Annotated in this window: 12 protein-coding genes; 4 read left to right on the top strand and 8 right to left on the bottom strand. The window is 39.7% G+C overall.

The features are described from left to right. Positions 1-346 precede the first annotated feature (346 nt). Positions 347-1927, bottom strand: coding sequence for an InlB B-repeat-containing protein (locus HXT50_RS00845; protein WP_421776912.1), 1581 nt, complete (start codon positions 1925-1927; stop codon positions 347-349). 952 nt (positions 1928-2879) lie between these two features. Here HXT50_RS00845 and cysK point away from each other — a divergent pair. Together cysK and epsC are read left to right on the top strand one after the other, a co-directional pair. Beyond that, entirely contained in the window at positions 2880-3812 is a 933-nt protein-coding gene (cysK, locus tag HXT50_RS00840; RefSeq protein ID WP_421776911.1) for a cysteine synthase A, read from the top strand. Between the two features lie 116 nt (positions 3813-3928). Beyond that, the gene (gene epsC / locus HXT50_RS00835; protein ID WP_004119974.1) at positions 3929-4768 is read left to right on the top strand and encodes a serine O-acetyltransferase EpsC; all 840 of its coding nucleotides are present in this window, start codon (positions 3929-3931) and stop codon (positions 4766-4768) included. 168 nt (positions 4769-4936) lie between these two features. Here the strand turns inward: epsC and sstT are convergent, their stop codons facing one another. The 4 genes from sstT to HXT50_RS00815 form a co-directional block, all read right to left on the bottom strand. Then, positions 4937-6193 (bottom strand): serine/threonine transporter SstT, encoded by a 1257-nt coding sequence (sstT, locus tag HXT50_RS00830; RefSeq protein ID WP_421776910.1) that lies wholly within the window; start codon positions 6191-6193, stop codon positions 4937-4939. A gap of 426 nt (positions 6194-6619) precedes the next feature. Then, the gene (locus tag HXT50_RS00825) at positions 6620-13048 is read right to left on the bottom strand and encodes a GA module (RefSeq protein ID WP_421776909.1); all 6429 of its coding nucleotides are present in this window, start codon (positions 13046-13048) and stop codon (positions 6620-6622) included. 184 nt (positions 13049-13232) lie between these two features. Continuing rightward, positions 13233-14552: an MFS transporter gene (locus HXT50_RS00820; protein WP_004107187.1), complete on the bottom strand. Its 1320-nt coding sequence runs from the start codon at positions 14550-14552 to the stop codon at positions 13233-13235. A gap of 310 nt (positions 14553-14862) precedes the next feature. After that, positions 14863-15453 carry a hypothetical protein gene (locus HXT50_RS00815; protein WP_421776908.1) on the bottom strand — a complete coding sequence of 197 codons (591 nt, stop codon included), beginning with the start codon at positions 15451-15453 and terminating at the stop codon, positions 14863-14865. Positions 15454-15773: 320 nt separating this feature from the next. Between HXT50_RS00815 and HXT50_RS00810 the strand changes: the two genes are divergently transcribed. Continuing rightward, complete coding sequence (locus tag HXT50_RS00810) at positions 15774-16220, top strand: hypothetical protein (RefSeq protein WP_421776907.1); 447 nt, start codon at positions 15774-15776, stop codon at positions 16218-16220. A 362-nt stretch (positions 16221-16582) separates the two neighbouring features. Continuing rightward, on the top strand, positions 16583-20956 hold the full coding sequence (locus tag HXT50_RS00805; protein WP_421776906.1) for a hypothetical protein: 4374 nt from the start codon (positions 16583-16585) through the stop codon (positions 20954-20956). Positions 20957-21400: 444 nt separating this feature from the next. Here the strand turns inward: HXT50_RS00805 and HXT50_RS00800 are convergent, their stop codons facing one another. Genes HXT50_RS00800 through HXT50_RS00790 form a run of 3 tightly spaced genes read right to left on the bottom strand, consistent with a single transcriptional unit; the run spans position 21401 to position 24235 of the window. Next, positions 21401-22339: an ABC transporter permease gene (locus tag HXT50_RS00800; RefSeq protein WP_421776905.1), complete on the bottom strand. Its 939-nt coding sequence runs from the start codon at positions 22337-22339 to the stop codon at positions 21401-21403. Beyond that, positions 22336-23115 carry an ABC transporter gene (locus tag HXT50_RS00795; protein WP_421776904.1) on the bottom strand — a complete coding sequence of 260 codons (780 nt, stop codon included), beginning with the start codon at positions 23113-23115 and terminating at the stop codon, positions 22336-22338. The genes HXT50_RS00800 and HXT50_RS00795 overlap by 4 nt, the downstream gene beginning before the upstream one ends. Before the next feature lie 10 nt (positions 23116-23125). Continuing rightward, positions 23126-24235 carry an ABC transporter ATP-binding protein gene (locus HXT50_RS00790; protein ID WP_421776903.1) on the bottom strand — a complete coding sequence of 370 codons (1110 nt, stop codon included), beginning with the start codon at positions 24233-24235 and terminating at the stop codon, positions 23126-23128. Positions 24236-24399: the final 164 nt, after the last annotated feature.

Genomic DNA, 24399 nt, shown 5'->3' with positions numbered 1-24399 from the left:
CTATAGCGCTTTGACCGAGATTGAAACCATTGGGATTTCAATTTCCTTCGATGCAAAAACTCACTTGGATTGGAAGTACTGTGAACTTCCAACGTAAGTTTCGTAAGAGATCTAACTAGCGAGCTTCTCACCGAATTTGTTTACTTAGAGGGTACACAAGTAAATAAAAACAAGAGCACTTCCCCGAATTTGTTTACTTATCAGCCATATAAGTAAACAAAAACAAGCGTCAGTAAACAAAACGGCCTTAACTATCAACTAGTCAAGGCCGCCTCATTTACTTTATAAGACTTTACGAAGCCTTATAAAAGCGCGTAAAACTTCAACTTACGCAAGTAAACGCTAGTTATCTTACGGATTTTGCTTCAAACACTCTCCTCAATCGCACAACAGCGAAACCAGCAATAGCAAAACCTAAAGCAGAAATCAACGCAACAACTGAAGCTGACTCACCAGTCTTAGGCATATCTGGAACATGCTTTTCCGTATTATGTTCAACAACAGGAGATTTCACATATTCATGCGCTGTATTATGTTCATGCTCCGACTTAGGCGCAGAAGATAGCTCTTGTTTAGTTTCCGGAGTTTGAGATTCAGGAACTGACAATGGATTCTCCATCCCTGATTCAGGCTCAAAAGGTGCAGGCAAAATTGGATCTGGAGTAGGTGCTGGTTTCAGATTCTTCGTAAAAATGGCATACACAGTCAAATCACTATTTACAAGCGTTGTTCCAGTAAATGCTTTACCTTTACCATCCGCCTTAGTATTCCACTCTTTAAACGTGTAGCCATCTTTAGTTGGATTCTTAGGCATTGACTGATCTTTTAACGCATCCGTATCAATAGCCTTACCAGTTTCCACCTTTACCGTTTGAGTCTTATCGCCGTTCTTGAAAGTAACCGTGCTTCGAATCTGCTTCCACTTGGCAGTAAACACAGTATTAGCATTCAAAGTATATTCTTCACCAGGCTTGTAAGTTTTACCAGCAGCATCTACCCAGTTTAAGAACTGATAATCTTCGCGCGTAGGAGCTTGGGCAATTGTAATTTTTTTACCAGCTATAGTTGTTACTTCGTCCTTCGTGTTCTCATTTTTATTATTGAACACTCCTCCATTTGCGTTAAAAGTTGCGCGAGCATTCCACTGTGCGCGAAGTAAAAATACGCCGTCATACAATGGATCTAGATCAGTATCATTCCATCGCATCCAATCACAATTATAATCTGAAAACAGCGATTCATTGTTCCAATAGTAACGTTTGCCTACAATCCCAAGTTTCTTATAAGATTCAGTATTAGGTAACTCGGTAAACCAGCCGCCAAACACCAAATCATCTTTTGTTGGATCAGATGGGAAATCAACACCGTTATTCTTATTGACAAATTTCACAATGCTCTTGGTATTACCATTGATATTGCCTCCCTGTAGGTCAAATTTCACCTTCATTTTAGCTAAAGAAATACGTACAGGCATACTACTATCAACAACTACTTGAAATTCAGCATAATTTTTAATTGGTTTAGGATACGTGTAATCAGACTCCCAGGAAAGATGATAGTCATCAGGAAGCTTTGAAGTATCAACTTTAATTGTTACTTTTTCGCCATTTGCAAAACTTCCAACAGTACGTTCACAGTGACCATTTAATTCTTTCTTAACTTCAAATTCATGCCCTTGTCCATCAATAACCGTTATGGGAAGATTTTTCCACATTTCTTCCATGCCAGTACTAAGCTGTCCAAGCGCCCCAGGCGTTGTATGACCTTTTCCTAATTTTTCTGCATAATTCATAGATATGTGAAGCGGCTGCTTATTCGCATTATTCACTCCAGCAGCCTGAGCTGTCACTGTTCCAGCAAAAAGTCCAATCGTAGCTACAAAAGCAACTGCTAGACTAATAACTTTTTTTATTATTTTATTATTCATTTTTTATTTCCAGCCAAACTAACTATTATCGTAACAATAATTTTTATTAAATTTCGAAAATTTATATAGTGCAAACGCAAAACCAAAAATGCGTGTAAATATGCAGAACCACTAACCTATTTCAATACAAAATAAACAATGTATAGAGTGGTGAGACGATAAAAATTATGTTACGAAAAAGACAGCATCACGCTGTCTGTCTGTCTGTCTGTCTGTCTGTCTGTCTGTCTGTCTGTCTGTCTGTCTGTCTGTCTGTCGAGGATTATATTTTTCATGATCTCAGTTTGTCAACTTCCGTACCGAATTAACATGCCAATTATAACAAACAAACTTAGCAAATTCCAGTATGAGATAACTCGCAAATAAACTATCAAATCTGCTAAACAACCAACTCTCAAAAGCAGCAATAACGAAGATACGTGAAAGTAACATATAATTTCTTAAAATTAAGTTTGACAAACATAAAATAGGATCATAAAGCACAAATTAAGATTAGCGAACTTAAATTAAGTTTGACAAACGCAAATCCATTCGCTATAGTTTCCACTTATCACCATTTCGACGAGTAAAGGAGTGCACATGTATCATACAAATATGATGACAAATTGTTGTTGTAACGTATGCTGTTGCGCATTTCTTAATCGAAATGATGTTTTCAAGCACTAACTGTGCATAACATCTAGCCTGTGTTAAAAGCATTTACGTTAGAACACAGCAAATTACGATTTAAGAAACAGCGCGCTGTTTCTTTTTTTATGCCAAAATTCGAATATAAAACGTTGAAAAGATAACAATTTAATACGGATTAGATATTAAACAGATAAATGGCATTTTTAGAAACAACTAATAAACAACAGTCTCTTTATTAATAAAAAATTATTTTTTAAAAATTAAAAATAAACAAAATTAAACAAATTAAATTAAACAAGACAAACAAGTAAGGGGAAATATTATGTCTAACATCTACAAGTCCGTGCAAGAACTCGTAGGTCACACTCCACTTCTGGAGCTTACTCACATTGAAAAAGAGTACAATCTAGCAGCAAAAATCCTCGTAAAACTCGAATACTTCAACCCAGCAGGTTCCGTAAAAGACCGCATCGCAAAGCAGATGATTGAAGAAGCAGAAACCACAGGCACAATTAAGCCAGGCTCAGTAATTGTTGAGCCAACTTCTGGAAACACTGGCATTGGTCTTGCAATGATTACACAAACAAAAGGATACAAAAGCATTATTGTAATGCCAGAAAGCATGTCTATTGAACGCCGAAAACTTATGAAAGCATACGGGGCAGAACTCGTGCTCACACCTGCTGCAGAAGGAATGAAAGGCGCAATTGCCAAAGCGAAGGAAATCGTTGAAAACACGCCAAACGCGTGGACTCCAGGACAGTTTACCAATCAAGCAAATGTGCACGCGCACTACAACACAACCGGCCCAGAAATTTGGCAAGACACTAATGGAAACGTAGATATTCTCATTGCTGGTGTTGGAACAGGCGGCACAATCACTGGTACAGGAACATATTTAAAAGAGCAAAATCCGCAGCTTGAAGTAATTGCAGTAGAACCAGCCGACTCCCCTGTGCTCGCAGGCGGCAAGCCAGGAGCGCACAAGATTCAAGGAATCGGTGCAGGATTCGTGCCAGATGTGCTCAACCAAAACATTTACGATCGTATTGTTCATGTAACAAATGAAAACGCAATTGAAAGCGGCAAGCTTATAAGCAAAAAAGAAGGCGTTCTCGTAGGCATTTCTTCCGGAGCTGCGGTTTGGACAGCAATCCAAGAAGCAAAAAGAGAAGAAAATGCGGGAAAAACCATCGTTGCAATACTTCCAGATTCAGGAGATAGATACTTGTCTACTGCATTATTTGAAAACTAACTGTATTTAGTAGCACTACTATAAACACGCAAGTTTTGATTAAATAATATATGCAAATATTAATTAGTAATTAAAACGAGAAAATAAAGAAAACAAAAAATACTGGAGATTAATGTATGAATGAGCATCTTGACCTTATAAACAAACTCAATTCAATTCATGATTCTGACATAAGGCAAGCTACATTCATACCTAACTATCACAATATTATTGCGCTCATACATGCAACTCAGGTGTTACTTTTGCCTGAGTTGCATGCACGCAATGTAAGTAACGATACTGCGCAACTCAATGCTACTTTGAATACCGTTACTTCAAACGCGTTAGACACTATAGAACGCATTATATTCCACGAACTTCAATCCTATACAAGCAACTCAATTAAAATTCAAGAAACTTGCAATCAATTCATACATAAACTTCCTGCAATTAAAAAGTTACTTTTAACAGATATTCAAGCAATATACGAAGGCGATCCTGCTTGCACAAGCAAAGTAGAAGTCACGCTCGCATACCCTGGTTTTTACGCAATGCTTATTCACCGCACAGCTCACGCACTCTATGAGCTTAACGTGCCACTAATTCCTAGACTTATGAGCGAATATGCTCACAGAAAAACCGGAATTGACATTCATCCAGGAGCAAAAATTGGTGCATATTTTTGCATTGATCACGGAACTGGCATTGTAATCGGCGAAACAACTGTAATCGGCGAACATGTTAAGCTTTATCAAGGAGTAACGCTTGGTGCGAAAAGTTTTGCGCTAGACGAGAACGGAAATCCTATAAAAGGTGGAAAGCGACATCCAAATATTGGGAATAATGTTGTAATTTACGCAAACGCAACAATCTTAGGCGGAGAAACCACAATAGGAAGCGGAAGTATAATCGCAGCAAACGCGTGGATCAACCGCAGCATTCCTGCAAACACAACCTACCACTTCCCTAAAGTCTAATGCGCGCTAAAAATACTGATTCCACTTCTACTATTTTATTTGAACATCCGTTAGATTCATTTACAATAAACATCCAAATATAATAAAAGTGCACGCTCATAAAACGTAAAAACGTAAGAACGCGCACTAGCAAGAATACTTAGCAAAAACTAGCAACAGCTAGAACAGCTACTTTTTAAGTTGCACAGTCTCGTGATCCCTGCCCATTTTAAACTTAATACCTGCACGCTGCCACATACGATATTCACCAACCGCAGTAAAGAGAACATCTGTGGAAGAGTTAAGTGCGGTTTCGCAAGAATCCTGAATAACACCAATAATAAGACCAATAGCAACTACTTGCATAGCGATATCGTTTGAAATACCAAACGACGAGCATGCAAGAGGTATAAGCAAAAGCGAACCACCAGCTACACCAGATGCGCCTGCAGCAGAAACTGCAGAAAGCACAGAAAGAATCACAGCCGTTGGAATATCAACGCGAATACCAAGCGTGTGAGCAGCGCACAAAGACATGATAGAAATAGTTATAGCAGCTCCGCTCATATTAATAGTTGAACCAAGCGGTATTGAAACAGAGTAATTGTCTTTGTTAAATCCAAGCTTTTCGCACAAATTCATATTCACAGGAATATTTGCAGCAGAAGAACGCATGAAGAACGCTGTAACACCCGAATCGCGCAAAGTTCTAAAAACAAGAGGATACGGATTCTTACGCGTAAGCACGAAAACCAAAATAGGATTAAGAATCAAAGCAACAACAGCCATTGTGCCTACTAACAAAGCAATAACGAAACCATACTCACTAAAAATACGAAGACCGTTACTTGCAACTGTTGTATAAACAAGACCCATAATGCCAAAAGGTGCTGCGTTAATAATCCAGTGGACAATTTTTCCAATAGCAGACGAAACGTTATCGAAAAATGCTTTTGTAGAAGGCTCGGCTAATCGCAGAGCAACGCCGAAAGCAATCGCCCAGAAGAGGATACCAATAAAGTTACCTTTAACGAGAGCATCTACAGGATTAACAACAATATTTAGCACAAGTGAATTAAGCACCTCACCAATTCCTTGAGGAGACGGCGAAGAGGCTGCTGCAACATGAGCAAAAGTAAAATCAACAGGGAAAATCATAGCAGCACATACAGCTACAAGGCTTGCAGTAAACGTAGATAGCGTGTACAGCCCTATTACCAATTTCATATTGCCAACACTTTTTGCTTGCGCAAGCGCACCAATAACTAGGCAAAATACCAAAATTGGCGCAACAGATTTAAGCGCACTGACGAAAAGTTTTCCCATAAGATCTAGCACATAGACGTGAGCTGGCACAAAAATACCAAGCGCAGCACCGAGAAAAAGACCAATTACAATGCGTAAAATAAGGTCAATGTTATTCCATTTTTGAACAATCTTGTGCATGAGAGTCTCCTGTATAGTAATTTGTGCAGAATGTTTTATACTCTTTTACGTGTATTAGCACTTGCAAGATTTTATTTTTTAAAGATTATACATAAGGATGCATATATATGCAAATCGTTAAGCTTTAATGTTTCGATATTTCAATAACTTAGCAACTCAGTGACTAAACACTTCAATAAGTGCTTTGTAAGCAAGATAACTCTTAAGATATAGTAAGCAACAATAACTTCCCGTGTAATCGCAAACTAAAATAGCAAAATGCCTCACTTTGCGGAGTAAAAAAGACGCAAAGTGAGGCACGTTTTACATTAACTTCATTATGCTAATTAACCCGATACTCAGCAAACTTACTGAATACAATTAAACAAGCATTAAGCAGCTCTAAAACTAGCTGATCTGCAATAACCAGACCAGCTAGCAAATATTCTACTTATTACTATGACGAGAAGTACCACGACGCTTAGCCGAGAAAAGCGCAGCACCAGCAGCACTAAGAGTTGCAGCAAACAAGCCAAACACAGACACGTCACTACCAGTCTTACTAAGCTGAGCAACACTACCACTCTTCAACACCTGAGCACGCACAGAAGCACGAACATCAGCCGCATGAGCCTTAGCAGCAGCCAAAGCCTTACGAGCAGCAGAAAGATTCTTAACCGCAGCATCAACCTGAGCCTGAGTAGCGTTAGGATCAGCAGCAACCTTCTTAGCCTCAGCCAAAGCAGCATCAAGAGCAGCCTGAGCCTTAGCAACTTGAGCATCCGCCTGCTTCACAGCCGGATTATTCTCAACAGCAGCATTCACAGCAGCAGAATTTACGCCATTAGCATTATTAGCGTTAGCGTTGGCAGCATTGGTGTTAGCAGTGTTACCTGCATTACCAGAGTTTACGCCAGCACCAGCGTTACCAGCTACGTTGGCAGAATTACCAGTATTAGCACCAGCACCAGCACCAGCACCAGCACCAGCGTTACCGTTACCAGCATTTCCAGGCTGCGAATCAGACTCAGCACCCTGAATCTGAACATTCAACTCACCCTTATCCACAGTAGTAGGCGCATTATCATTCACACCATAACCAGCTTCAGAACCAGAACCAGTATCACCAGTTCCTGTATTGCCGGTTCCAGCATTACCAGTTCCAGCATTACCTGTTCCGACATTGCCTGTTCCAGAACCAGAACCAATATTGCCGGTTCCAGCACCGTTATACTTATTCGCAATACTGTTCTTTGCAGCCTGAAGATCCTTCAACGCAGCATCAACTTGAGCCTGGGTAGCATTAGGATCAGCAAGCACACGTTTAGCTTCAGCCAACGCCTTCTTATACACATCCAAATCAGGAGCTTCACCAAGCAAGTAGGCAAACGACTTGCTAAAGTGAGAATCATCATCAACTTCAGCTTGCAATACCGTCTTATTAACACCATTCAAAGCATCTTTAGCATTCTTAAGATTCTTTAATGCAGTATTAACAAGAGCTTGACGATCTGCTTGAGACTTAGCAGCAACTTCCACGCCCTTACCAGCAGGATCAGCTAGCTTAGATATAAGCTCCTTCGCATCTTGCAAAGCCTTATTATATGTTTGCTGCTTTTCAGCAGTATCATACACGTACTTTACAGATTCTTTCACACTATTCTCAAGAGCAATCTCAGCTTGCAAATCAGCAATATCAACACCATTTAGTGCAGCAGCTGCGGTTTGAAGTTGCTGTAGCGCATCATTAACAGCTTGCTGCTTCTGCTCAGGATTATTCGTTGATTGAGCATTCTTCGCATCAGCAAGAGTAGACTCAGCAGCAGCAAGAGCAGTATCATACGCAGATTTCTTATCCTGAACAGCATTCGTATACTGTACGGACTTCTTCAAAGAATCAACTTTGTCAACTTCAGCCTGCAACTTAGACGTATCTACAGTTCCATTAAGAGCACTAGAAGCATTCTTAAGAGCAGTAGTAGCATCAGAAATTTCTTTCTCTGTTGCACCCTTCTTAGCAAGAATAGTCTGAGCAGTTTGCAAAGCCTGATCAAACGCAGTCTTCTTAGTATCAGAAGCATTCGTGTAAGCAACAGTCTTCTTCTTCGACTCAGCAGCAGTCACAGCCGCCTGCAAACCAGAAGCATCATGACCATCTAAACCAGTAACAGCATTCTTAAGAGCAGTAGTAGCATCAGAAATTTCTTTCTCTGTTGCACCCTTCTTAGCAAGAATAGTCTGAGCAGTTTGCAAAGCCTGATCAAACGCAGTCTTCTTAGTATCAGAAGCATTCGTGTAAGCAACAGTCTTCTTCTTCGACTCAGCATCAGTCACAGCCGCCTGCAAACCAGAAGCATCATGACCATCCAAACCAGTAACAGCATTCGTAAGAGCAGTGATAGCGCGAGTAATCTCATCTGCTGTTGCACCAGCTTTCTTTACAATGCCTTCTGCAGAAGCTATAGCATTGTCGAGAGCAGCTTGCTTCCCAGCAGAAGCATTCTTATAAGAAACATCATTCTTCTTATCTTTTACTTCTGTGAGCTTTGTTACCAATTGAGTCTTGTCGTTACCGTCAAGAGCGTTAATGGCATTAGTAAGTTGAGTTAATGCATCATTAACAGCTTTCTGCTTCTGCTCAGGAGTCTTAGCAGCCTCACCAGGTTTTTGAGTTGCTGTAGATTTAGCATCAGCAAGAGCAGACTCAGCCTGTTGCAAAGCCGAATCAACAGCTTGCTTCTTTGCTTCAGAAGCATTCTCATACTTAGCATCGCCAGCAGATTGAGGGTTAGTCGACTTCTTCAGCTTCTTAGCCTCAGCAACTTTCTGCTCAAGTTCAGTTGTATTAACTTTGCCATCAAGAGCAGCTTTAGCAGAATTGATAGCATCAACAGCTTGAGCTACTTTCTCAGCAGTTGCATTAGCATCAGTAAGCACTGCATTACCATCAGCAATAGCTTCATTGTAAGTAATTTTCTTAGTCTGATCTGCATTAATATAAGCAATCGTCTTCTTGAAATCAGCATCATTGTTAATAAGTGTTTGCAGCGCAGACTTATCAACAGTTTTGCCACCGAGATCCTGAACAGCCTTTTCTAATGCCTTCTTAATCTCATCAACCTTGGCACCATCAGCATTCATACCCTTAGTTGCATCAACAAGAGTAGATGCATTCGTGAACGCACTATCAAAAGCAGTCTTCTTATTATCTTTATAATCAGGCTTTGCTGTAAGAGTAGACTTCTGGCCATTAACAAGAGTCACAAGATCCTTGAGCGACTTCATCTTGCCGTCAAGCTCTTTAGCCTTAGTAACAACAGCAGTGATAGCGGTTTTCACTTTTTCGATAGTGTCTAAATTACTCTGAGGGTTAGTTTCAGGATTTGCAACTTCTTCCTTAAGAGCCTTCTTCTGTGCATTATTAAGATTCTTAAGAGTATCTATTGCAGTATTCGCATCTTTTCTAGTCTTTGCAAGCTCAGCTTCCTGAAGAATGGAATCAATGTCTTGTATAGAGTCGGTAGAAGAATCGTCTAAACGCTTATTGAAACCTTCAGACTCATCTTGCGTAAGATCACCATTCTTCTGCAGATCAGCAATCTTCTTCTTAGCTGCAGTTTTAGCATCCTCAAACTCAGCATTGTTGAGAATCTCTGCAACTTTATCAAGATTTCCAGCGTTACCAATTTCACCCTGATACTTCTGCTTATCTTGTTCGCTGAGATTATTCAGCTTACTAATCTTGTCTTTAGCAGCAGCCTTAGCAGCATTAAGACCATTGTTATTATTGCTATCAGCAGCAGCCTGATTCTGATTGCCCTTTAGTGTAGCATCATCTTTGGCTTTTTTTACACCTTCAGCATTCTGAGCTTCATTAACTTGCTTAATAAACTGCTCTTTCTCCTCAGGCTTGAGTTTGTCATTCCCGTTAATTTCATTAATAGCAGCCTGCTTTTGCTTCTCAAGTTCAGCTGTCTTCTTAGCTTCTTCAGCCTTGCCTGTGTCTTGCTGTTCTTGCTGATTCTGAGTTTGTATATCAGTATCAACCTTCGCATCATCTTTCTGCTGCTGCCGTTGCTTCTCCTGCTCAGCCTGCTGATCAGCTTGTTGCTGCTGCTTATTATGCTCTTCCTGTTTCTTTTGATCCTGATCCTTTTGGAACTCGTTTATCTTCTCACGGATCTTTTCAGGATCAGTCTCAGTACCAATCTTCTTTTTGAGTTCTTTCTTCTGATCTTCAGTCAAACCAAGATTACCCTGAGCATTCTCAATCTGCTTCTGAGCATCTTTCTTTTTCTTCTCATCTTTACCATGCTCATCAGCAGACTTAATAATCTTGTCTACATCTTCTGGCTTAGTAATATTGTTGATTTCACCTTGATGATCTTCCTTGAACTTCTTAATCTCTTGATCATTCAAGCCATTTTTCTTAAGAATCTTGTCAATAAGATCATTAGCTTCCTTTTTAAGCTTTTCAGGATTAGGAGCGGCAGCATTAGATACAAAGCAGTCGTCCTTAGTAAGAGTAAAAACGGTTCCTAGATTAAATCCATTAAGGCTCTTAACTTCAATTCCGCCACTACCCAGATAAATAGAGACTATTCCATTACCAAAATTAGCATTTGACAAATTAAGTTGGGAACCATTTTTAACTTCCCACTTATCCTTATATTTATAAAGCTGCATTCCACCTGAAGACTTGGTATCAGGAGAACTAAACATAGGAAGTAGAGAAGGTTCATTATTAATAAAATCGTCTGTTATCGAAGATTGACCATTTTTAGCTTTCCAGTTATCTTGAATAAACCTACGGGCAAAAGTATTCCAATCAGCAGCCTGCGGCTTATCCTTATCGGTAATAGCAATCTTAGTTATGTTATATGTATAACCATTCTTATTTACACCAGTTTTAAGCGTTGGCTTTTCTGGATTACCCTTGGTATACACCAACTCAGAATAGTCGAAGGTAGAAGTTGAATCATCATTAAACTTAACAGTCATAGTATGCGTATTATCATCAAATGTGATAGCACTATTTTCATTCTTACCTTTTAGCTTGCTTTGAAGGTCATTATTGGCTGTTAAGATAGCTTGTCTAATATTTGACTGTTCATCTGTTTGAATTGCCTTAGCATCTTTTACAGCTATACGAGCTGGAAGTGTAATATTCGTCAAATCAGCGAGTGGCTTACGCTGATACACCAGCTTGCTGCCATCGAGCTTATCAGTAGACTTATCAGTATAAGTGATAGTCACGTTGCCTTTATTATCTACTGTAATAGATTTCTTAGCTTCTTCTAGATTGTTAGGCTTACCAATTGCATCTATGAAGTCAGCTTTAGTTTTATTGGCTTCATAAACTTTCTTCACAAGTTCTGTTTGCTCACCTTGAGTCAACCCTTGTGGGTTTCCAACAGCCATTGGAACTGGATAGTACGGCGTAAACTTATCCGCAAGTGAACGCTGCTTCTTTACAAGATACTTGCCTTCAATTGTCTTAGTGGAAGGAGTGCCAATTTTATCATCAAACGTGATAGTCGCTTTGCCGTTAGCATCAACAGTTACACTCTTGATATTCTTATCTTTATTAGCATTCTTAATAGCATCTTCAACTTGCTTCTTCTCTGACTGATCAAGAGCAGTTGGATTCTTCACAGAAGTCAAAGCTGGATACGTAATTTTTGTGCGCTCTGACAATGGCACGTAGCGTTTAGTCAGATTCTCCTTAAAAATAGTATCCGTAGAGTTATCTTTGTACGTTACCGTTGCGCTACCATCGTTATTGACTTTTACAGCCTTCTTGAAAGCCTCTTCAGTAGGAACTTCCGGCATATCTTTAAGCTTTTTCAGTACATCAGCATTATTCTTATTAGCTTCCCACAACTTTGTAAGAACATTATTCTTTTCGTCTTGTGCAAGGTTCTTGCCATATTTCGAAGAATCAACCTCTACTTTATCTTTAGGATAAGCAAGTTCTAATTCCTTGGAATACTCTGGCAACGTCGGCGCAAGCGCAACCTTACCAACAGTGTAATGCCAGTTACCCAGTACCTGATACACACCTGCAGCAAACTTCAAAGGCTCCGTTTTATTATTCAGTTTAATAACGAAGCTAATCTTAGATCTTCTATTGCCTCTACTCTCCCAGTTAATAATCAAAGCGCTAGTAGCATTCTTATACTCCCTAGAAGTATCGAGAGTATCACCAGATTTATCATAACCGCCGGCTTCACCGGTCATTCTTTCCCAGTTACTCTTAAATTCAGCACCTTGCGCTTTATTATTATCAAACCAGAAACGGCTTACAGACTGATCCCAAGCAGCCTTTGTATATTGTGTACCTGTTTTTTGAGAAGCCGAACCACCAGTCAACTCTTCGTCCTTATACAAAGTAATGCTATCGTCTACAATCGTGACGCCATTAGGCACGCTCGCCCACCAGAATGGTCGACCGCCCCACCATTCACCATGAGAATTAAACTGGTACTCAACCTTATAGTACTGACCGAATGTTGCCCTATCAGCCTTGTCTTTATCAGTTTCCTTATTCTTATCACAAGGAACTGCGTTAATATCTACGTATTTCTGCACCTTCGCAGAAGAATCACGATTCGCATACCTATAGCTACCATCAGGAAGATTAAAACCATTAGCCCAAGCTTGATGAGTTGGCAAACCAGCACCACAAGCAAGCAAGCTTGCCAATGTTGCAGTCACAGCAATTTTCGGTAAACGTGAAACCGCATACGACTTACATGCTTCTAAACGAGTTCCACTTATCTCTTTCGCCATTGAACGAAGTGTACTCGGCTTCAAATACGCGTAATTCTTAGACACATGTAAAGCGTTTTTAGCAGCTTGTGTTTTCTTAACCATTAGCAGTCCTCACTTGTATATTTTCTCTTCAACTCGCTCTGCAGACATAAACTCACATCTTGTAAAAGAGCTTGTTAACAGAGCAAAGGATACCCCCCCCCCGCGTAATAATTCAAGTAATATAGGCAAAAACTACCATGTGATTAAGGTCATAACTATATTCAATATTAAATATTACAAATAATCATGCGAGCGCCGCATAGCTGGTATTCGGCAGCTGTGGCAAAACAGCCAGCAAACCGGCAGTAAAAATCAGCGCAAGTATAGGCAACAGATGCCATTGGAACGTAGACGAGAATGCAAATCCAATCCAAGATCCAGTAGTAGCACCAATCGCAAACGCAAGGCGCGCCCAACCAGAAAACTTAGCGAGCGCACTTCCTTTGAACAGAATCTGACGCGCAACAATAATCGGCTCCACCAACAACATTCCACCAATCGATTCAAGGAAGAATGCAACCCACATTATTGGCAAAAGACTACTAAACATAAAGCAATAAGCAAGCAAGCTCACAACAATTCCTAAAACCGCTATTTTTCTTAAACCGAGTTTTTGAGACGAATGCGCATATAAAACGGACGCAAGCACGCTTCCTACGCCACTGAAAATATACAGTATTGTTAAGGATTTAGAGCCATATTGCTTACCAAGACCAAGAAGAATATAAGAAACAGAGCATGCAGGAATAAAAGCAACCAAAAGAGATCCGGCAAGAAGCATGATTTTACTCTTGAGCGATGGATTCGCAGATTTCTTAATAGTAGATTGATTATCTGCAGATTTGGAATCTGCTTTATTTTCCAGTTCCGTCTGCTTTTCTTGATTTTCTTGCGATTCTGACGATTCATTCTCTACATCTTGCAACGCTTCCTCTTCTGCACAAGACGCTTGCGAAATATCTTGTTTCATAATAAATCGCGTAGCACAAGCCGCAAAAGAAGTCACGGACGAGAAAATCAAAACCGCAGGAATCGACCAGCTTGCAATCCAAGATCCAAGCGGAGAGCCGAGCAAGGTTCCTGTAACACTCGCCAAAATACTCACAATGCCGCTGTAGTTGACAATCATGCTGTCATCGCCGCCGGCAGCATCAACCTCGAAAACTTCGCTAGCGATATCAATCACTTGCCCGGTAATCAACAACGCGCAAGAAAGAGCCACAAGCGACCACTTCCATGCTGGAGAAGAGCAAGGTATAAGAAGCGGCAGCAAGCTGAGCACGCCTTCCACGCCTTCAGTCATTGCAAGAGCGCGAAAACCGCCAAGCTTATCAACTATCCAACCAGAGCATGGCGAAAGAAAATCGGCAACCGTCATAAAAGTCTTACGAAAACCAATCACCCAAGCCGGCAAGCCAACAATAATAATCGAAGGCAAAACCGAGCCTTCATACGCCTGATTGCCGAGCATAGAAAAACAAAAGCCAACAAGCGCCCATCGCAATGCCGGACTAATAGATCTCATACGAATAAAAATATTATCTTTGCTAAAAATCGTCTTCACAGCAACTAACTCTCCCCTAAAACTTTTTCAAAATAATGCAAACTTACATAAATACTCGCATGATTACTTGCAAATTGCTATCCAACTTAAATAATTCACTACAAACTACACAAATCCAATAGCTTATTTGACAAATTTGATAACACTATACTCTCGTTTAAAAAAAAGCAAAATTTGCATCTAAAGCCGTGAGAAACCATCCTAAAACTACTACGAGTTTCTCCACTAGCAATCACAAATAAGAGACTTGATAATAACTCAGTCTCACCTTGCCTAGTAGGCGTCCAAGACAATTGTAAACAGAGAGTTGTTAATTTTTTTGTTTGCTAATTTTTTGTTCAATAATTTTATCGGTAAATGCCTTTAAAAATTCTTTAGAATTACTCCAGCCTACGCCATTGTTTAATCCCGAGAAATCAAAACCAGATATTTCATCTAACGCTTTACTACAAACCCATTCATACATTCCAGCCTCTTTGCTTTTATATATTATTAGGAACAATGGTTTCATTGCTTTTTTACCCAACGACACAACACTCTTGTATTGTTTAGAATATATTACATCGTTATACCAGTGTCCTGTCAGCCAATGGTATTTATCTTTGATCCCCTTTTCACCAATCTCATCGCATAGATTTTGTAATTGTTTAGCCACATATGTGAGAACCTTTTCATCTATGTTTTTTATGAGCAAAGTTTCATCAACACCATTTTTACTTATCTCTTTCCAGTCAACATCTTCATTATTTTCTGAGTGTTTTTCATTCCTTGCAGACTTTTTATTTTCTGTTTTTACTTCTCTATTATTATCGCTAAAACTATTTTGATTCTTACGACCTGAAATAAGTGACATAATGCAAACTACCACAGTCAAAAAAGCATAATGCTTGATATGCTTCATTTATGCCTCCTCTACAACTTAATCTTTACCTAATTGCAGCTACGATTATCATGTTCAATCTTCACTCTGTTATTCACTATCATCTGCCCAATATTCATTCATCTCGTAGTACAAATCATCTTTGAGTCTAATAAAACTGACGGGATGTAAATTATGGACAAAGAATGCATATATGCAATCTACAAAATAATTGTAGCTAAAAATCATCCGACAATCCACAGGATTTTATTCCATACATAAACAGATGTATAGGCAAAATAAGTGCACTTTTTAACGATAGGAAAGGCTATCGTTAAAAGGTTTAAGATTGGCTTGATAACTTGATTTTTGAGCATAAAAACATCCTAGAAGCACCCCTAGGCTGGATTTTCAACATTCCAAATGCTCACATTCTTTCGACTTTTACGGAGCCGAAGCTTAGAGCAAAAGGACTTGAATACTATCTTATTAAGAATGAGAGAATCCCTGAGCTTGCCATTTATTCGTTTGATTCAGGCGAACGTTTTGAGCCTGATTTCTTGCTCTTTATTCGTGAGAAAGAGTATGAGGATGTTAAAACATATCAAGCATATGTTGAGCCTAAAGGTAGTCAACTTTTATTTGAAGATGAGTGGAAAGAAAAATTCTTAGGGCAGATTAAAAACAACTACAAGATTAACGATATTCTAGGAAGAGGATACAAGATTATAGGTCTTCCATTCTTTAATCAAGAAAACAGAATGTCTGAATTCGATAAAGCACTAAACGATTTAGTATCAAAATTATAGTGAGGTAATGAACTACAACATTTGTTCAGCGATTACCCAATCACATATCTGCGACACACCATAAGCCATATAGCAAGTTACGAAAATAATAAAAATTTTCGAAAAAATATATGTTGTTATAACATTTCGCAAGAAATTTTCATTTAGAGCACCCCCCCCCCCCCCGTAGGAAATTTTACAGCTTAAACTAATTTCAAACTGAAAAATATTATGAAAAATAACAAAAAATGATAGAATTTTAAATAGACCTGTTTAGATAGAGAGAGTTTTATTACTAGCTTTGGAGAGATTTGTCATAGAATTCGTTCTATTTATTTGTTTAAAAAATTCATTAAAGATTAGGGAAAATTAAGGAGATTGTTATGACAACGGTTAACCCTTCAAAACATACATCATCAAAATCTTCTAGAAAGCGTTCTGCGCACAAAGTACACACGCTTCCGTTAGCAACAATGGCTGCTTTACTGACAGCAGCAACCTGCTTAGGCGGACAACCTGCCATGGCTGTTCCAACAACCACAATTCCTACACCAACGTACACTTCAACAGCTAAAAAGCTTACGAATAGCACAGGTTCTGTGTATCAAGATCGTGAATATGTTCCACTAGGCGACAAGAAACCTTGGTTGCAGTATCCAAATATTCTTGAATTCAGAAGATTACGCGGTAGAAACAGCAATGCAACAGAAATAAAATCAGACGAGGAAGGATCTGATTCTTCTTGGAAAACCGTTAATGATAAAACAGCTATGTATGCGCATGTGGAAACACGTGGCAACTCTGACTATCTTGTTTTCGATATTTTCTTCAACAACAATGCTAAGTCAATGATATCTAAATCTAGCAAGCAATGGTACTTATGGCAGGTACCATATGCAATTGCAGACTTGGATCAAAATGGACTATATAAATCTGATACGGTTACTAATCTTAGATACGATGCGTACAAACCGAAACAAGAAGGTCACATTCTTTCACAAGATCCGGAAGCTTTTGTGAAAGATGATTCTCTGTCATTCTCTGTACCTAACATGAGACAAACTGATCAGCATTTTGGCAAAGATGGTTATGCTCTTTATCAGGTAGGTATAGGACTTAATCCTGGTAATAAACTTTATGACGATTTAGATCAAATCTTCCATCAAAACGCAAATGAATCACTCATTAGTCGAATGGCTGGAGATCAAGCAACGTATGCTTTTTATAATGGTTCGCAGTATAACAAAAATTACGGTTTGGGTATAACAGTTGCTAAACCGTATGACAATGTTGCGTATCATATGCATGCAGAATTAAAGCTTCGTCCAGGAGCTATTAATAAAAAAGCAGATAACTATAACGACAAGTATGCAAACATTCAAAACGCATGGACATGGGCAAATAGCGGTTCTTGGGGAGCAACTACAAGTTCTGCATACACGGTTATTTCTGGTAGAGATCCAAGCAATGATGAAGACAAAGATGATAAGTTAAAGCGCAATAAAGCCGACAACAAAGCGCCAAAAATTTATCATGGCAAAACTGAAATAACCAACGACAACCAGACCATTCAACTCAAGGAAGACGATAAACTAAGCTTCACTACCACCGATGACAAGGGTTATATTGAGAAGTTTAGCATTTCTGGTTTAACGGACACTCCTATAACCAAGCAAGGCGCTGGAAGCGAAAGTAATCCGCTTTCATCAGGCGACATCACTGTTACTAAAGACATGAACAACAAGACAGTAACTATTACTTCCGAGGATGGTTCTGGCAACGTTACCACACGCAAAGTTAAAGTCAAAGTTACTAAAAAGCCAAAACTTTCTAAAGAACATCCTCTTACCGGTAAAACCATTGATACTACCGTTGGTGGAAAATTACCGCAATTGACAGAAATTGACAATTTTGTAACTGTTAAAGATGGCAGCAAGCTTGACAAACAACCAACATTAAAGTGGAACGGCACTGCTCCAAACACTAAGACAGTCGGCGTATTTACCTCTAGTATTAAGGGAACATACTCCGATAATTCCACGAGTATAACAAAAGTAACCATCAATGTTAAACCACAGAAGCCAGTTATCGACACTGATCTGACTAATCTTGCTGGAAAGAAAGGGCAGAAAGTAACAGTATCTGTTGGAAGCGGCATTCCTGAGGGCACTACTACAACAGTTAAACTGTTTGATAAAGATAACAAGGAAATCGGCTCTACTACAACGATTAAGAATGGTAAAGCGGAGATTACTGTTAAGGATGGAATTCCTGAAGGCGCCGTGTATGCAACAACGACTGTAAAGAAGCCTGATGAAAAGACTCCTAAAGTAACAATTCAAGGGTTTAACCTAACTTCAGAAAACAGTGACAAAAAACAAGCTACTGCGCCTAAGGATACTCAAAACCCAACAATTACTGCTACTGCCGATTCATTGTCTGTAGCAGTTGGGCAAGATCTGAAGATTCACATTGTTGCTAAAGATGATGTGAAGGTTGAAGAAATCAACTATATACAGGCATTAACGGGCGCCAATCTTATTCAAGCTACCGATATCGTTAATGGTCGTGCAAGTGTTTCAAAAACCACTGACACTGATCAGGAACAAGTGTTGGATCTTACTGTTAAGAACATGCAGCCGAAGGAAGTTGGCACACATACTATAACCTTCACGGTAAAAGATTCGGCAGGAAAAACCGGCACCGCAAAGCTAACCATAACCGTGAAGCCAGCTGCTCCAACCGTCACTGTCCCAACAAGCGGAAAAGATCAAGGCTCAGCCACGATCACTCCAGCAGCCGGTACTGATACTCTGGAAATCACTTATACGCCAGAAGGTGAAACCAAAGAGAAGACCATCACTGTCAAGAAAGGCAATGACGGCAAGTGGAAGATTGATGGAAACACTCCAGAAGGCGTAACCGTTGACGAAACCACTGGTAAAGTCACCATTCCAGCAAACAAAATCAAAGACGGTAGCAGCGTAACCGCTAAGGATAAGAAGGGTAACAACACTTCCGACGAAGCCACTGGTAAAGCCGGAAACAACCCAACTACTCCAGAAACTAAGCCAGCTGCTCCAACCGTCACTGTCCCAACAAGCGGAAAAGATCAAGGCTCAGCCACGATCACTCCAGCAGCCGGTACTGATACTCTGGAAATCACTTATACGCCAGAAGGTGAAACCAAAGAGAAGACCATCACTGTCAAGAAAGGCAATGACGGCAAGTGGAAGATTGATGGAAACACTCCAGAAGGCGTAACCGTTGACGAAACCACTGGTAAAGTCACCATTCCAGCAAACAAAATCAAAGACGGTAGCAGCGTAACCGCTAAGGATAAGAAGGGTAACAACACTTCCGACGAAGCCACTGGTAAAGCCGGAAACAACCCAACTACTCCAGAAACTAAGCCAGCTGCTCCAACCGTCACTGTCCCAACAAGCGGAAAAGATCAAGGCTCAGCCACGATCACTCCAGCAGCCGGTACTGATACTCTGGAAATCACTTATACGCCAGAAGGTGAAACCAAAGAGAAGACCATCACTGTCAAGAAAGGCAATGACGGCAAGTGGAAGATTGATGGAAACACTCCAGAAGGCGTAACCGTTGACGAAACCACTGGTAAAGTCACCATTCCAGCAAACAAAATCAAAGACGGTAGCAGCGTAACCGCTAAGGATAAGAAGGGTAACAACACTTCCGACGAAGCCACTGGTAAAGCCGGAAACAACCCAACTACTCCAGAAACTAAGCCAGCTGCTCCAACCGTCACTGTCCCAACAAGCGGAAAAGATCAAGGCTCAGCCACGATCACTCCAGCAGCCGGTACTGATACTCTGGAAATCACTTATACGCCAGAAGGTGAAACCAAAGAGAAGACCATCACTGTCAAGAAAGGCAATGACGGCAAGTGGAAGATTGATGGAAACACTCCAGAAGGCGTAACCGTTGACGAAACCACTGGTAAAGTCACCATTCCAGCAAACAAAATCAAAGACGGTAGCAGCGTAACCGCTAAGGATAAGAAGGGTAACAACACTTCCGACGAAGCCACTGGTAAAGCCGGAAACAACCCAACTACTCCAGAAACTAAGCCAGCTGCTCCAACCGTCACTGTCCCAACAAGCGGAAAAGATCAAGGCTCAGCCACGATCACTCCAGCAGCCGGTACTGATACTCTGGAAATCACTTATACGCCAGAAGGTGAAACCAAAGAGAAGACCATCACTGTCAAGAAAGGCAATGACGGCAAGTGGAAGATTGATGGAAACACTCCAGAAGGCGTAACCGTTGACGAAACCACTGGTAAAGTCACCATTCCAGCAAACAAAATCAAAGACGGTAGCAGCGTAACCGCTAAGGATAAGAAGGGTAACAACACTTCCGACGAAGCCACTGGTAAAGCCGGAAACAACGGCGGAAATTCTGGTTCTGGAACAGGTTCTGATTCCGGTTCTGGTTCTGAGACTGGAAACAGCAATGGTTCTGAATCTGATTCGGATAACGATTCCACGTCTAACAACGCTGGTAACGCTGAAACCGGTAATGCTGGCAACGGCAAAGCTGGTAATACATCCACTGGCGCTTCAGGTTCCAACGCATCTACTAAGTCCGGCAACAAGGTTCCTGCAAAGCATTCGTCCCAATTAGTAAAGACTGGTACTGAAGTGGAACGAGTAGGATTGATCAGCGCAATGATTGGTGTACTGGGAGCTGCAGCAGCATTCTTCTCTCGCAAGAAGAATCGCGAGTAAAAAAGTTCACCTACAAAATTAAACAAAAGTAAACTAATAATTGAAAATAATTAGAAAAAGGAGCTGAGCCACAAACCCAGCTCCTTTTTCTATATCGCTGCTCACTTACACATATAAACTCTTGTATTGTGATTCAAAACATATCTTATTTAAGAAGAACCATCTTTGAATATATTCAAATAAGCGATAATAAAATCAATAAAAAACAATTTTTGACAGAATTGCAATATAAAAATTGTTCTTAAACAACATTTCCGCACATAAACAGATGGGTGCAAAGTGTGTGCACTTTTTAACGATAGGAAAAGCTATCGTTAAAAGGTTTAAGATTGGCTTAATAGTTTGCTGAACAATCTTACGCAATAATCAATATGCTTTTAGTATCACCCACACCTACCCGCTAATAAAATCCTTATTTAATTAACTAAATCCCATATTTATCAGCTAAAACCCTATATTTGTTAAAGTACCTTTACGCTGTTGAACCGCAACACCAATATTCCATATGATCACACCAACAATTGCCCATAACATGCCAACAATAAGAATCACAAGTAGCGATACGCCAACATTTACAGAACCATCAACTATACTAAGCGATACTTGCGTAACATGAGTTACTGGAATCACATATAACACGTATTGCATCATCTTAGGAAATACGCTAATTGAAGCAATCACACCACAAACAATAGGAAGTATTGCACTAAGCGCGTTAGAAATAGTATAAACATCATTCATCATCATGCTTATAGCAGCTATAGCGATACCAAATCCCGTAGAAGCAACAGGAACAATAAGGAACAACAGCATCAACACACTCATATTAATCACAAAGAAAGCACTTGGGCTTACTACAAGCATTGTTATAAACAAAGTCACAGCATCACTCACTAAAGAAATAGTCACGAGCGCAATAATACGACCGAACCATAATGGTAATGCAACTTTCGCGCTTGTAAGCACGAATGGTGTTGTGCCTTCAAAACGATCCCATGCTAGTGCTTCTGACACAGTCATACTTGTGGAAATAGAACACGCACCCATCACAGCAGCAAGAGTTGAAGCAATCAAACTATGATTAAAACCAGCGCTAGTCGCTACACTAGCTGCTCCATTGAATCCTCCGCTTACAGCTCCAGCTAGAAAAACGTATAAGAACGTGGATAAAAGAGGCTCAATAATCATACGAATAACAGCAGTATTCCAACTATTTAAGCTAGGTATACTCTGTATACTCACTCTTGCACCAGTTCGTATACTAGATAACACGCTCACGTGACCATACTGTGAATATTGATTATATTGATGCAATCTAGCGTACTTACTATTTTGAATAATTTTATTTCGCATAGCTTCAACCTGATTATTATTTCGTATCATATTATGTTCAAACTTCCATTAAGCGTTGCAAGTCGAATAGCATGACGTAACATAAAACCTGCAATAACAAGCAAAACGCTAGATAATACAACACATAACACAATCGCTAACACAGTAGTAGCATTAAACGATTGCGCATGAGCCACCCACACTGCAGACGTAAGCGGATGAATAAACGCAATAACGCGAACTGGCAATGACATTGATTCTACAGGGATTACTATTCCGCAAAGCATCCATACAGGAATTAAAATCAAACCTTCATAAACTGTAGCTTTACGGCATAATACAAAAATTCCAGATAATAATGCAGCAGAAGCTACGCAAGCAAGCATAGAAAGTAAGTATCCAACTAACTGCGTGAATGTTATCATAAAGAACCCATAGCAGAAAACAGCCACGGTAATAATCGCAAGCGGCATACCAATGCACCCAAGTAAAGCTGCGGATCCTACAATGGGAAGAAACACTGCAGCAGGTGAGATGACACTTAAAGTTAAATATTGTAATGTTCCTAAATAACGCTGGTATCCAATAATTCCAACAGCAGTAGTTGTAGCAGACCATAATCCAGCTATAGAAGAATCAACCCAAATATTATTAAGACAATTAGCACAATTATGAGAAAAACCATAGTAGGCAACAATTTTCATCAACGCAAAACATACTGGAGCAAGTATCGCATTTTGCAAGAAAAACGTTGTTTTCGCTAAACTTTTAAGCTGAAACCACATGCCACGAATCACAGAAGCGTATGAACGAGTAGAAGTATTCATATTAAGCCTCCTACTTACTTAATGGGAGTGAGGACGGCGAAGAAGACGGCGTAGCAGCAGAAGTAGAAGTAGAAGTATTTGATGCAGAAATATTATCATTTTGCACAATAGCAAGATACGTTTCTTCCAAACTTGCAGCGCGATCACCTAAACGCGTAATCCCATCAACAGGAATTTTAATATTTCGTTCTTGAGATAATGTTTTGCTCCACGCGATAGTAATATTTAACACTCCATGCGATTCAAAAACATCACACCACAACACTCCATCAAGTTTTTGCAATTCTTCCTTAACACTAGGAATTCCGCTTGATACTTCACCGTCATACGCGTACATTGTTACATGATCAATATGCTGTAAAGAAGCCAACTGCTGAACACTTCCCTGAGCGATAATATTACCGTGATTTATTACAGCAACAGTATCAGCTAATTTTTCAGCCTCACTCATCTCATGCGTAGTTAGCAAAATCGCTATTCCTTGATCTCGTAAAGCATGAATAATTTCACGTACTTTCCTAGCATTTTCAGGATCCAAACCAGTGGTAGGCTCATCTAAAAGCATAAGATCCGTTCTAGCAACCAGCGATCGAGCAATATGCAATCGCTGCCACATTCCCCTTGAAAAAGTTTGAACAGCATCATGAGCTTTATCAAGTAAATCAACTTGCTCAAGAGCATCATGAATACGCTTACCTTGCTCCCTATATGGAACAGCGGAAAGATCCGCAAAATAACGAAGATTATCTAATGCACTTAACCTTTGATAAAATCCTCGCTCACCTCCAAGAAGTAACGACACGTGCTTACGTGCTTCTCGAGGATTACTCACAGCATCAATACTGGCAATACGAACACTACCACTATCAGGAGCTAACAACGTACCAACAATTTTCACAGTAGTTGTTTTACCTGCACCATTCGGACCAAGCAAGCAAAATATTTCACCAGAATGAATATCAAAAGATACGTTATGTAAAACTTGGCGAGTTGTTTTCTTACGACCGAATCCACGAGAATAAGATCTTGTTACATTATCAATACACAATATTAAGTTGCTAGTTGACTGCTTATTATTGTTATCGCGACTATCAGTTGCGTTTTCTATATTATTATTCATTATTATTGCTTCGTTCTTACTTGTTATTAAAGCTTAATTCTTACTATTATTGAATAAATTTCAACAATGAAAATCAGTTAGATAAAAAGATAACGCTTGCTTACAAGAAACGATAAGAACGCGCAAAAACATGCAAAAAACGTGTAAAAACCAACGCGCACGTG

The sequence above is a fragment of the Gardnerella sp. KA00243 genome, assembly GCF_049244105.1.
Taxonomy (GTDB): Bacteria; Actinomycetota; Actinomycetes; order Actinomycetales; family Bifidobacteriaceae; genus Bifidobacterium; species Bifidobacterium leopoldii.
Note: the sequence above shows the minus strand (reverse complement) of the source record. Positions and strands in the feature narration are given on the sequence as shown.